The 12,406-nt window shown below is 65.9% G+C and carries 10 protein-coding genes; 2 read left to right on the top strand and 8 right to left on the bottom strand.

Annotated features, from left to right (window positions below; translation table 11 throughout):
• Positions 1 to 6: 6 nt before the first annotated feature.
• The 8 genes from ACYP33_RS29370 to ACYP33_RS29335 form a co-directional block, all read right to left on the bottom strand.
• Positions 7 to 348: an FmdB family zinc ribbon protein gene (locus tag ACYP33_RS29370; protein WP_459624860.1), complete on the bottom strand. Its 342-nt coding sequence runs from the start codon at positions 346 to 348 to the stop codon at positions 7 to 9.
• Between the two features lie 99 nt (positions 349 to 447).
• Positions 448 to 2,025, bottom strand: coding sequence for a ubiquinone biosynthesis regulatory protein kinase UbiB (gene ubiB / locus ACYP33_RS29365; RefSeq protein WP_414443070.1), 1,578 nt, complete (start codon positions 2,023 to 2,025; stop codon positions 448 to 450).
• A 13-nt stretch (positions 2,026 to 2,038) separates the two neighbouring features.
• Complete coding sequence (locus tag ACYP33_RS29360; protein WP_459624859.1) at positions 2,039 to 2,683, bottom strand: ubiquinone biosynthesis accessory factor UbiJ; 645 nt, start codon at positions 2,681 to 2,683, stop codon at positions 2,039 to 2,041.
• Between the two features lie 122 nt (positions 2,684 to 2,805).
• A complete protein-coding gene (locus ACYP33_RS29355; protein ID WP_459624858.1) occupies positions 2,806 to 3,837 on the bottom strand; it encodes a Tim44 domain-containing protein in 1,032 nt (343 codons plus the stop codon).
• 42 nt (positions 3,838 to 3,879) lie between these two features.
• Positions 3,880 to 4,611, bottom strand: a complete 732-nt coding sequence (ubiE, locus tag ACYP33_RS29350) for a bifunctional demethylmenaquinone methyltransferase/2-methoxy-6-polyprenyl-1,4-benzoquinol methylase UbiE (protein ID WP_459624857.1) — start codon at positions 4,609 to 4,611, stop codon at positions 3,880 to 3,882.
• A gap of 66 nt (positions 4,612 to 4,677) precedes the next feature.
• Entirely contained in the window at positions 4,678 to 5,091 is a 414-nt protein-coding gene (locus tag ACYP33_RS29345; protein ID WP_414450995.1) for a gamma-butyrobetaine hydroxylase family protein, read from the bottom strand.
• Entirely contained in the window at positions 5,088 to 5,531 is a 444-nt protein-coding gene (locus tag ACYP33_RS29340) for an HIT family protein (protein ID WP_414443075.1), read from the bottom strand. Before ACYP33_RS29340 ends, ACYP33_RS29345 begins: the two co-directional genes overlap by 4 nt.
• Positions 5,532 to 5,563: 32 nt before the next feature.
• Entirely contained in the window at positions 5,564 to 9,598 is a 4,035-nt protein-coding gene (locus tag ACYP33_RS29335) for a DUF3683 domain-containing protein (protein WP_459624856.1), read from the bottom strand.
• A gap of 484 nt (positions 9,599 to 10,082) precedes the next feature.
• On the opposite strand from ACYP33_RS29335, the gene ilvA reads away from it, so the two are divergent.
• Positions 10,083 to 11,606: a threonine ammonia-lyase, biosynthetic gene (ilvA, locus tag ACYP33_RS29330; RefSeq protein ID WP_459624855.1), complete on the top strand. Its 1,524-nt coding sequence runs from the start codon at positions 10,083 to 10,085 to the stop codon at positions 11,604 to 11,606.
• A 17-nt stretch (positions 11,607 to 11,623) separates the two neighbouring features.
• The coding region (gene queF, locus ACYP33_RS29325; RefSeq protein WP_459624854.1) for an NADPH-dependent 7-cyano-7-deazaguanine reductase QueF at positions 11,624 to 12,406 on the top strand (783 nt) is incomplete at its 3' end.

Raw genomic sequence — 12,406 nt, 5'->3', positions numbered from 1 at the left:
GGATGATCAGGTGTCGCTGGAGGCAGCCGGCGCGGCGCTGGCCGGGGCCGCGCTCGCGGAGGGCGCTGCCGCGGCGGGCGCCGCAGCAGGAGCCGCCGCGCCATCGGCCGGCTTGGCCGCCTCGCCGCTTGCCGCGCCGGCAGCCGGCGCGCTGGCGCCGCCCGAGCCGCCCCGGAAGTCGGTCACGTACCAGCCCGAACCCTTCAATTGGAAGCCGGCGGCCGTGACCTGCTTGCGGAAAGCATCCTTCCCGCACTCAGGGCACACGGACAACGGCGCGTCGCTCATCTTCTGGAGCACGTCCTTCGCGAAACCGCACGCATCGCAACGGTAGGCGTAAATCGGCATGATCTTTTCCCGCGGAAACTAGAAACGTCTTGCAAAACCTTGAATTATATCCGAAAGCCCGGATCGCTCCGTGGCATCGGACGCCGTGCCGGCCGCGCGTCAGGCGCCGGCCGCCAGCAGAATCAGCACGCGTGCAGCGATCGCGCCAACGCCCACTGCGATGCCGAACACGAGCAGCGCCTGCAACAGCCGGTTGGTGCGCTTCTGCTCGAGCAGGATCTGCTGCATCAGTTCGTCATTGGCCGAGCGCGGCGAGTCGTGCCGCTCGGACAGCGCGTGGTGGATCAGGCGCGGCAATTGCGGCAGCGTCTTGCTCCACTGCGGCGCCTCGACCTTGAAGCGCTCGTACCAGCCGCGCAGCCCGATCTGCTCGGTCATCCAGCGCTCCAGATACGGCTTCGCAGTCTTCCAGAGATCGAGTTCCGGGTCCAGCGAGCGGCCCAGGCCCTCGACGTTCAGCATGGTTTTCTGCAGCAGCACCAATTGCGGCTGGATCTCGACGTTGAAGCGGCGCGAGGTGGAGAACAGGCGCATCAGCACCTGGCCGAGCGAGATGTCCTTCAGCGCGCGATCGAAATACGGCTCGCAGACGGCGCGAATCGCGCTTTCCAGCTCCTCGACGCGCGTATTGGGCGGCACCCAGCCCGATTCGAGATGCAACGTGGCGACACGGTGATAGTCGCGCTTGAAGAACGCGAGGAAATTCTGCGCGAGGTAGTTCTTGTCGAAATCGGACAGCGCGCCAACGATGCCGAAATCGAGCGCGATGTACCGCCCGAGCTGCTTCGGATCGAGGCTCACGAAGATGTTGCCCGGGTGCATGTCGGCGTGGAAAAAGCCGTCGCGGAACACCTGCGTGAAGAAGATCTCCACGCCTTCGCGCGCCAGCTTCGGAATATCGACGCCAGCCGCGCGCAGCACCTCGACCTGGCTGATCGGCACGCCGTTCATGCGCTCCATCACGAGCACCGAGTTCGAGCTGTAATCCCAGAACATCTCGGGTACCAGCAACAGGTCGAGCCCGGCGAAATTGCGGCGCAACTGGCTGCCGTTGGCGGCCTCGCGCATCAGGTCGAGTTCGTCGTGCAGGTACTTGTCGAATTCGGCCACCACCTCGCGCGGCTTGAGACGCCGGCCATCGGGCCAGAGCCGTTCGGCCCAGATCGCGATGTCGCGCAGCAGCGCCATGTCGGAATCGATCACCGGCAGCATGTTCGGCCGCAGCACCTTGACGGCCACTTCCTTGCCGGCGTGCTCGCCTTCCTTCAGCTTGGCGAAATGGACCTGGGCGATCGACGCGCTCGCGATCGGCACCGGATCGAATTCGTCGAACACCGCGCTGATCGGCGCGCCGAGCGATTTCTCGACCAGCGACATGGCCAGCGCCGAATCGAACGGCGGCACCTGATCCTGCAGCCGCGCCAGCTCGATCGCGAAATCGGGCGGCAGCAGGTCGCGCCGCGTGGACAGCACCTGCCCGAACTTGACGAAGATCGGCCCGAGGCTTTCGAGCGCGTGTCGCAGGCGCACCGCGGGCGGGTCGGAGAAGCGGCGGCCGATGGTGGTGATGCGCAACAGCAGCTTGACGCGGCGATCGTCGATACGCGACAGCATGACCTCGTCGAGACCGAAACGGATCAGCGTGTAGACGATTTTGATGAAACGAAAAATGCGCATGCGTGACGGTCCTTCAGTGCGCGCCGCGCGAGCTGTTGCCCGCCCGTGCGCCCAATCCTTGTTCGAGTCGTTCGACCCGCTTCTCGACACGGGCCAGCGCATCGCGGGCCCGCGCCAGTTCGGCATCGAATTCGGTCAGCGCGGCACGCCGCACGACCTGGGGATCCTCGTCGAGGAAATATTCGGTCAGCGAGCCGAGCAGATTGCGGCCGGTACGGCGGGCCTGATCGCCGGCCGAGCGCACCAGCGTGGCGATCCGGTAGGCGGCCGCGTCGCCCACCACGCGCGCGAGATCTTCTTCGGGCTCCCAGCGCAGATGTTCGGCGAGCTTGGCCAGTTGCGTGGCGAATTCGGCATCGCCTTCGAGCTTGACGTGCTTCATGACGGCGGCCTGGCCGCCCTGCACGAAGGCCGTGACGGCATCGAACGGCGAGCGCTGCGCGCCACCGAGCGCGATCGAAACATCGACCTGCGGCGCCTCGTGCGCCTCGACGGCCGCGAAATACCCGTCGGGCTGCACCAGCAGCACGAGCGTAACGGGGGAAAATTCAAGTCTGGCGGTTTTCCCTGCGTAGGGAATCAGGCGATCGCGCGCCCAGGATTCGCGGGCGAGCAGATGGTTGACAGCAGCAGCGACAGACTTGGCGGCAAAGGTCATCGGACTGAGTAAAAAAACCCGCGCAGGCAGGGTGCCCACGCGGGTTTCTATTGTAACGTCGGATCGGCTCTGCCCCGCTCCAGCTTCGCGCCGGATCGAGCGAAGCCGGAAATCCGCGGTGCTCAGTGCAGGTTGATCTGCTGGATACCGGCCAACAGCCAGCCTTCGTTGCCCGATTTCGTCAGGTTCCACACTTCCTCGAACGGCTCCGGACCGGCGTTGGCCGATTCGCGAATCAGGCCGTGGAAGCGCACGCTGGCTTCGGACTGGCTGCCGTTCTGCTCGGCATTGAGCAATTCGGCATCGAGCTGCACCACATCCGTCTGGTTCTTGCCCGCACCACGCGAGGACAGATCGACCTTCACCTCGGCGAACATTTCCGGCGTGGTGAATTCGCGGATATCGGCCATGTTGCCTTCGTCCCAGGCCGCCTGCAGGCGAATGAAGTAGACCTTGGCATTGCGCACGAACGCTTCGGTGTCGAAACCGGCCGGCACCGACGGTGCCGCCATCGCGCCCGCTGCCGCGCCTGCCGACGCACCGCCGAACACGCCGGCCGCCTCGTTCGCATAGCTGCTCGACGAGGCCGGTTGGGGCTGCGCCGAGTAGCTCGGGCTGGCTTGGCCGCCGTTCGCGCTCGAGGAACCGGTGCCGTAGCCGCCACGGTTCATCGACGAACCCGCGCCCGCGTAGGCCGGTTCCGGCTTGCGGTTGCGATTCATGATCTTGCGCACGATCCAGATACCGATGAAGGCAAGCAGAGCGATGATAATCACGTTCGCCATCATGCTGGCGAACGCGCCGCCCAGGCCGAAGTGCGACAGCAGCGCCGCGATGCCGAGGCCGGCGGCCAGGCCGGCGATCGGCCCGAGCCAGCGCGAGCGGTTCGGCTGCGCGGCCGGAGTCGGCTGCGCGCCGCGCTGGGCCGGCGCGGCCTGTTGCATCGGCTGCTGCGCCGGCGGCGTGGCCTGACGTTGCTGGACCATCTGGGATTGGCGACCCATGCTGCGCCCGCCGCCCATCCGCCGGGCTTCGGCATCGAGCGACGCGAATGTGCCGGCCATCAGCAGGCCGACCATGAACAGCGTGCCGATCCGTCGTGCCCACGGCCCCGGCTGCTTGCTGCGGTTGTTGAACGAACGGGAATCAGACATCACCATCTCCAGATTGAAAGACAATTGTATGGATGGAACCCCTTAATACTTGGTTCCCAGGTGTAACGCTACCACGCCACCTGACAAATTGTAATATTTGACAGCATCGAGGCCGGCCTGTTCCATCATCGTCTTCAGGGTGTCTTGATCCGGGTGCATCCGGATAGATTCAGCAAGGTACCGGTAACTCTCAGCATCTTTCGCGAACTTGTCGCCAAGCCACGGTAATACTTTGAAAGAATACACGTCGTAGGCTTTTTTCAACGGCTCCCAGACTTTCGAGAATTCCAGCACCATCACGCGGCCGCCCGGCTTCGCCACACGGCGCATCTCGGCCAGCGCGGCGTCCTTGTGCGTCATGTTGCGCAACCCGAAGGCCACGGTCACCAGATCGAAGTGGTTGTCAGGAAACGGAATTTTCTCGGCGTCACACAACAGCGACGGCGTCACCACGCCCTTGTCGAGCAGGCGGTCACGGCCCACGCGCAGCATCGATTCGTTGATGTCGGTATGCCAGACTTCGCCGGTCGGGCCGGCCGCCTTCGCAAACGCCTTGGTCAGGTCACCCGTGCCGGCGGCGATATCGAGCACCTTGTGGCCGGGGCGCACGTTCGCCTGCGCGATCGTGAACGCCTTCCAGACGCGGTGCATGCCGGCCGACATCAGGTCGTTCATCAGGTCGTAGTTGCTCGCGACCGAGTGGAACACCCCCGCCACCTTTTTCGCCTTGTCGCCCTCGTCGACGGTTTCGAAGCCGAAATGGGTTTTGCTCATCGCGTGAATCCTCTGGAAATGGCAAGACGGCGCCGGATGCGGCGCCGTCGGTTCAGTCGGTGATGGTCAGTGGCAGTGGCCGCGCGAGGCGCCTGCCTGCGGCATCGGGGCATCGCGTTCGACGCCCGCCGCCTGCAACTTGTCGAAATACTCGCGCCAGAGCGCGTCCTGGCGCGTGGCCAGCTCGTACAGCAGATCCCAAGAATAGATGCCGGTGGAATGGCCGTCCGAGAAGGTCGGCTGCAACGCGTAGTTGCCGACGCCTTCGAGCGCCGTGATCGTCACGGTGCGCTTGCCGGTTTGCAGCGTTTCCTGGCCGGGGCCGTGCCCGCGCACTTCCGCCGACGGCGAAAACACGCGCATCAATTCGAACGGGATGCGGTAGCTGTCGCCATTCGGATACTGCAATTCGAGCACGCGCGATACCGCGTGCACGACGACGCCGGACGGTACCGGCGTGGTCGGCGTCAAGCCGCTCATGAATCCCTCGCGTTCAAAACCTGTTCGATTTCCTCGTGCACCGCATTGTGCAGCAGCGTGGCCTGTGCCGTGCGCAAGCGCAGCAGCGCGTCCGACACCGAGCGCTGGCGCGGCGCCCACACCGGCTGCGGAAAGTGCGCATCGTTCGAGAAGCGCGGAATCACGTGCCAGTGCTGATGCGGCACCTGATTGCCGAGGCTCGCCAGATTGACCTTGGTGGGCTGCATCACGCGCCGCACCGCGCGCTCGACCGCCGCGACCACCAGCATCAGGTGTGCGCGCTCGGCCGCGGTGAGATCGGAGAACTCGGCGACATGCGCGTGCCAGATCACGCGGCAAAAACCGGGGTAATCGGTTTCGCCGGACGCCAGCACGACGCGCAGCGCATCGTCCTTCCACAACAGCTCGCCGCCGTCTTCCCGGCAGAATACGCAATCCATCGTCAGTTCCTTGCTGATCGGACGCCCCGACTTTACACCAGGACCCGCTCGATGCCGCCGTTGTTCGCGTGGCTCACGTAGTCGGCCATCCAGTTCTCGCCGAGCACGTTGCGGGCGATTTCAACCACGATGTAATCGGATTCGATGTTGGCGTCCTCGTTGTAGCGCGACAGGCCTTGCAGGCACGACGGGCAGCTGGTCAGGATCTTGACCTGCGTCTCGCCGGCCGGCGCAGGCGCCGCGGCAGCGGCGCTCACGCCGTCGCCCGACACCACCGGGATGTTGCGCAGGCGCGCCGCACCCTTGCGGATCTCTTCTTCCTTGCGGAAGCGGATCTGCGTGGAGATGTCCGGCCGCGTCACGGCCAGCGTGCCCGATTCGCCACAGCAGCGATCGTTCTTGGTGATCGTGTAGCCGTCTTTCTCGGCGCCCATCAATTCGTTGACGAGCTTGACCGGGTCCATCGTCTTGATCGGCGTATGGCACGGGTCGTGATACATGTAGCGCGTGCCGGCCACGCCTTCGAGCTTCATGCCCTTTTCGAGCAGGAATTCGTGGATGTCGATGATCCGGCAGCCCGGGAAGATCTTCTCGAATTCATAGCCGGCCAACTGGTCGTAGCAGGTGCCGCACGACACCACCACCGTCTTGATGTCGAGGTAGTTCAGCGTGTTGGCCATGCGGTGGAACAGCACGCGGTTGTCGGTGACGATCTGCTCGGCCTTGTCGTACTGGCCCGAACCGCGCTGCGGATAGCCGCAGCACAGGTAGCCCGGCGGCAACACGGTCTGCACGCCGGTTTCCCACAGCATCGCCTGGGTGGCCAGGCCGACCTGCGAGAACAGCCGCTCGGAACCGCAGCCCGGGAAGTAGAACACCGCTTCCGAATCGACCGTGGTGGTCTTGGGGTTGCGGATGATCGGCACGATCTTGTTGTCCTCGATGTCGAGCAACGCGCGCGCCGTCTTCTTCGGCAGGTTGCCCGGCATCTTCTTGTTCACGAAGTGGATCACCTGCTCCACCATCGGCGGCTTGCCGGTGGTGGCGGGCGGGCGCGCCGTCTGCTTCTTCGTGACCTTCTTGAGCACGTCGTTGGCGAAGCGCTGCGCCTTGTAGCCGACGCCCATCATCACGCCGCGCGCGGCGTTGATGGTTTGCGGATTGGTGGCGTTCAGGAAGAACATGCCGGCGGCCTGGCCCGGATTGAACTTCTTCTTGCCCATCTTGCGCAGCAGGTTGCGCATGTTCATCGTCACGTCGCCGAAGTCGATCTTGACCGGGCACGGCGTGACGCACTTGTGGCAGACCGTGCAGTGGTCGGCCACGTCGTTGAACTCGTCCCAGTGCTTGATCGACACGCCGCGGCGCGTCTGCTCTTCGTACAGGAATGCCTCGACCAGCAGCGAGGTGGCGAGGATCTTGTTGCGCGGGCTGTAGAGCAGGTTCGCGCGCGGCACGTGGGTTGCGCACACCGGCTTGCACTTGCCGCAGCGCAGGCAATCCTTGACCGATTCGGCGATCGCGCCGATGTCGGACTGCTGCATGATCAGCGATTCATAGCCCATCAGCCCGAAGCTCGGCGTATACGCGTTGCGCAGATCCGCGCCCTGCATCAGCTTGCCCTTGTTGAAGCGGTCGTGCGGATCGACGCGCTGCTTGTAGGCGCGGAAATCCTTCAGCTCGTCGTCGGTCAGGAATTCGAGCTTGGTGATGCCGATGCCGTGCTCGCCGGAAATCACGCCGTCGAGCGAGCGCGCGATGTCCATGATGCGCGCGACCGCCGCATGGGCGTCCTGCAGCATCTCGTAATTATCCGAGTTGACCGGCAGGTTGGTGTGGACGTTGCCGTCGCCCGCGTGCATGTGCAGCGCGACGAACACGCGCCCGCGCAGCACGCGCTTGTGGATCGCCTGCGCCTCGTCGAGGATCGGCTTGAACGCGCCGCCGTTGAAGATGTTGCGCAGTTCGGCGCGCAGCTCCTGCTTCCACGACACGCGCACGGTGCGGTCCTGCGTGACGTGAAACACGTTGGCGTCGGGCTGGGCATCGGCGCGCGCGGCGAACGTGCTGCCAAGCTTTTCATAACCCAGTTGCACGAGGTAGTGCTGGGCCTCGCGCAGCGGCATGTCGAGCCGGTCGCGCAGGAATTCCCAGCGCGAGCGCACCTGCTTGAACAGGTCGAGCGCCTGTTGCACGCGATCTTCGAGCAGTTCGGCGCTGGGGATCTCGTTGGCGTCGTCGCTCTTGCCGAGCGGCAGGTCGCCGGTACGGAAGAACGCTTCGAGCGCGTCGAGAATCTGCAGCTTGTTCTTCAGCGACAGCTCGATGTTGATGCGCTCGATCGCATCGGTGTACTCGCCCATGCGGTTGAGCGGGATCACCACGTCTTCGTTGATCTTGAACGCGTTGGTGTGCTTCGCGATCGCGGCGGTACGGCTGCGGTCGAGCCAGAAGCGCTTGCGCGCCTCGGCGCTGACGGCCACGAAGCCCTCGCCGCTCTTGCCGTTGGCCATGCGGACCACTTCCGAGGTGGCGGCCGCCACCGCGTCGGCGTCGTCGCCGACGATGTCGCCGATCAGCACCATCTTCGGGAACGCGTTGCGCTTGCTCTTGGTGGCGTAGCCGACCGCGCGCAGGTAGCGTTCGTCGAGATGCTCCAGGCCGGCCAGGATCGCGCCGCCCTGCTTCGACGTTTCGAACAGGTAATCCTTGATTTCGACGATGCTCGGGATCGCTTCGCGCGCCTGGCCGAAAAATTCGAGGCAGACCGTGCGCGTATGGGCCGGCATCTTGTGCAGTATCCAGCGCGCCGACGTGATCAGGCCGTCGCACCCTTCCTTCTGCACGCCCGGCAGGCCGGCCAGGAATTTGTCGGTGACGTCCTTGCCGAGGCCTTCCTTGCGGAAGCGCTTGCCTTCGATGTCGAGCATTTCGCTGCGCAGCAGCTTCTCGCCCGGCGCATACGCGCCGTCGAACCACTTCAGTTCGAAGCGGGCCACGGCGATGTCGTGGATCTTGCCCTGGTTGTGATCGTGGCGCGTGACTTCGAGCCAGTTGCCGTCCGGGTCGACCATCCGCCACCAGGCCAGGTTGTCGAGCGCGGTGCCCCACAGCACCGCCTTCTTGCCGCCGGCGTTCATCGCGACGTTGCCGCCGACGCAGGATGCATCGAGCGAGGTCGGATCGACCGCGAACACGTAGCCGGCCGCTTCGGCCGCCTCGGTCACGCGGCGCGTGACGACACCGGCGCCCGAGAAGATGGTGGCCACCTTGTGCGCGACGCCCGGCAGTTCGGTCTGCTCGACCGCGCCCAGTTGTTCGAGCTTTTCGGTGTTGATCACGGCCGAAAACGGCGTGAGCGGCACGGCGCCGCCCGTGTAGCCGGTGCCGCCCCCGCGCGGGATCACGGTCAGGCCGAGTTCGAAGCAGGCCTTCACCATCCCGGCGATTTCGGCTTCGGTGTCGGGCGTGAGGATCACGAACGGATATTCGACGCGCCAATCGGTGGCGTCGGTCACGTGCGAAACGCGCGCGAGGCCGTCGAAGCGGATGTTGTCCTTCTGCGTGCAGCGGCCCAGCGCCTTGGTGGCGCGGCGGCGCAGGTCGGCCATCTGCTCGAACTCGCGCGCGAACGCGTCGACCGCGCCACGTGCGGCGACCGTCAGCATCGCGACGCGCGAGGCACGCTCGCGGGCCGCTTCGTCGCCGTGCTCGGACAGGTCGGCCTGACGGCGCTTGTCGATCTCGGCCAGGCGGTGGCCGAGCGCGTCGATCAGCATCTGGCGGCGCTTCGGGTTGTCGAGCAGGTCGTCCTGCAGGTAAGGATTGCGGCGCACCACCCAGATGTCGCCGAGCACTTCGTACAGCATCCGCGCCGAGCGGCCGGTGCGGCGCTCGCCGCGCAGGTCGGCAAGCGCCGACCAGGCGTCCTCGCCGAGCAGGCGGATGACGATCTCACGGTCGGAGAACGACGTGTAGTTGTACGGGATTTCGCGCAGGCGCGGCGTCAGGTCGGCTGCGACGGCGATTGCCGCGCCATGCGGATCGAAAACTTGTGGTGCGTTCATGTTCGGACGAGTCGGAGGGCCGGCCGTGCGGTCTGGGCACGGCTGAGGCATGCGCGTGGAGCGCGGATCTGGGGAAAATCTTCTGTTACCAGGCTAGCAACTATGCGCGGGGCCCGTGCCAAGCGTCTGTACGCTAGGCCCCGGCCGGCCGATACCTGGCGGCACTCGGAGCCATCAGCACGATCGCGCGCAATGCGCGTGCCGAGCCGCCGAGGGACAGGCTGCCCGCGGAGACGGCTTCAAATGGGCGGTCCGATACTGCCTTTTCATCTTCCGATCCTTGATTCAAAACGGAATTCTAACCCATGATCGGCGCGAGCGTGGACGCCTGAATCGGCCGCAATTCCCGGCCCGGCGGCGCGGGCCGGGAATTGCCCACCCGTCCGGTCGGTCGTGAGGCTCACAGGCCCGCCCGAGCGGGGTTGGGGCTAAAATCCCGGCTTTCCCCGCTTTTGCCGCGCCGGCCGATACCCGCGCGACCGTCATGGCTGCTCACGACTACCTGAAGAAAATCCTTACCGCCCGCGTCTACGACGTGGCGGTCGAAACCGCCCTCGAACCGGCCCGCAACCTGTCCGCCCGCGTGCACAACCGCGTGCTCCTCAAGCGCGAGGACAACCAGCCGGTGTTCTCGTTCAAGCTGCGCGGCGCCTACAACCGCATGGCACACCTGTCGACCGAAGCCCGCGAGCGCGGCGTGATCACGGCCTCGGCCGGCAATCATGCGCAGGGCGTGGCGTTCTCGGCGGCCCGGCTCGGCGTGAAGGCGGTGATCGTGGTGCCGGTCACCACCCCGCAGGTCAAGGTCGATGCGGTGCGCGCCCACGGCGGCGCGACCGTCGAGGTGATCCAGTTCGGCGAATCGTACAGCGACGCCTACGCGCACGCCGTGCAGGTGCAGAACGAACGCGGCCTGACCTTCGTGCACCCGTTCGACGATCCCTATGTGATCGCCGGCCAGGGCACGGTGGCGATGGAAGTGCTGCGCCAGCATCAGGGGCCGATCCACGCGATCTTCGTGCCGATCGGCGGCGGCGGCCTGGCTGCCGGCGTGGCCGCTTACGTGAAGGCGATCCGGCCCGAAATCCGCGTGATCGGCGTGCAGACCGACGATTCCTGCGCGATGGCGCAGTCGATCCGCGCCGGCGAGCGCGTGACGCTGGCCGAAGTCGGCCTGTTCTCGGACGGCACGGCGGTCAAGCTGGTCGGCGAGGAAACGTTCCGGCTGTGCCGCGAACTGCTCGACGACGTGATCACCGTGGATACCGACGCGCTGTGCGCCGCGATCAAGGACGTGTTCCAGGACACCCGCAGCGTGCTGGAGCCGGCCGGCGCACTGGCCGTGGCGGGCGCCAAGCGCTACGCCGAGCAAGCCGGCATCGAGGGCGAAACGCTGGTGGCGATCACCTCGGGCGCGAACATGAACTTCGACCGCATGCGCTTCGTGGCCGAACGCGCCGAGGTGGGCGAGGCGCGCGAAGCGGTGTTCGCGGTGACGATTCCCGAGGAACGCGGCAGCTTCCGGCGCTTCTGCGAACTGGTGGGCGAGCGCAGCGTGACCGAATTCAATTACCGGATCGCCGACGCACGCTCGGCGCACATTTTCGTGGGCGTGCAGACGCGCCGCCGCGGCGAATCGGCCGAGATCGCCGCCACCTTCGACGCGCACGGCTTCGTGACCGCCGACCTGACCGGCGACGAACTGTCGAAGGACCACATCCGCTACATGGTCGGCGGCCGCTCACCGCTGTCGCACGACGAGCGGCTGTTCCGCTTCGAATTCCCCGAGCGGCCGGGCGCGCTGATGAAGTTCCTGTCGGCGATGGCGCCGAACTGGAACATCAGCCTGTTCCATTACCGCAACCAGGGCGCCGACACCAGCTCGATCCTGGTCGGCCTGCAGGTGCCGGCCGCCGATCACGAGGCGTTCGACCGCTTCCTGGCCACGCTCGGCTACCCCGCCCACGAAGAAACCGCGAACCCGGCCTACCGGCTGTTCCTGGCCTGACCGCCACGAGACGATCGATGACTCCCGAACACTCCCCTCTCGGCAAGGCTTCGGCCTACACCACCGCCTACGACGCCTCGCTGCTGTTCCCGATCCCGCGCGCCGGCGCGCGCGAGCAGATCGGCATCGGCGCGGCGCTGCCGTTCTTCGGCACCGACATCTGGAACGCCTACGAACTGTCGTGGGTCAACCCACGCGGCAAGCCGCAGATCGCCGTGGCCACGTTCTTCGTGCCGGCCGAATCGCCGAACATCGTCGAATCGAAATCGTTCAAGCTCTACCTCGGCTCGTTCGCGCAAACGGCGTTCGACTCGGTCGACGCCGTGCGCGACACGCTCAAGCGCGACGTATCGGCCGCCTGCGGCGCGACGGTGTCGGTGCAACTGGCCTCGCCGTCGGCGTTCGCCAAGCTGAAGCTCGAGGAGCTCGACGGCCAGTCGCTCGACCGCCTCGATCTCGATACCGACATCTACCATCCCGACCCGTCGCTGCTGTCGGCCTCGCACGACGAATCGCCAGTGGAGGAAACGCTGGTGTCGGACCTGCTCAAGTCGAACTGCCCGGTCACGGGCCAACCCGACTGGGGCAGCGTGCAGGTGCATTACGTGGGCGCGCCGATCGACCAGGCCGGGCTGCTTCGCTACCTGATCTCGTTCCGCAATCACACCGGCTTTCACGAGCAGTGCGTCGAGCGGATCTTCGTCGACATCCTGCGCGAATGCCGCCCGGTGAAGCTGGCCGTGTACGCGCGCTACACGCGCCGCGGCGGCCTGGACATCAACCCGTTCCGCACCAACTTC

This window comes from Burkholderia sp. 3C, from assembly GCF_054589155.1.
This window is presented reverse-complemented; position numbering and strand designations above follow the sequence as displayed.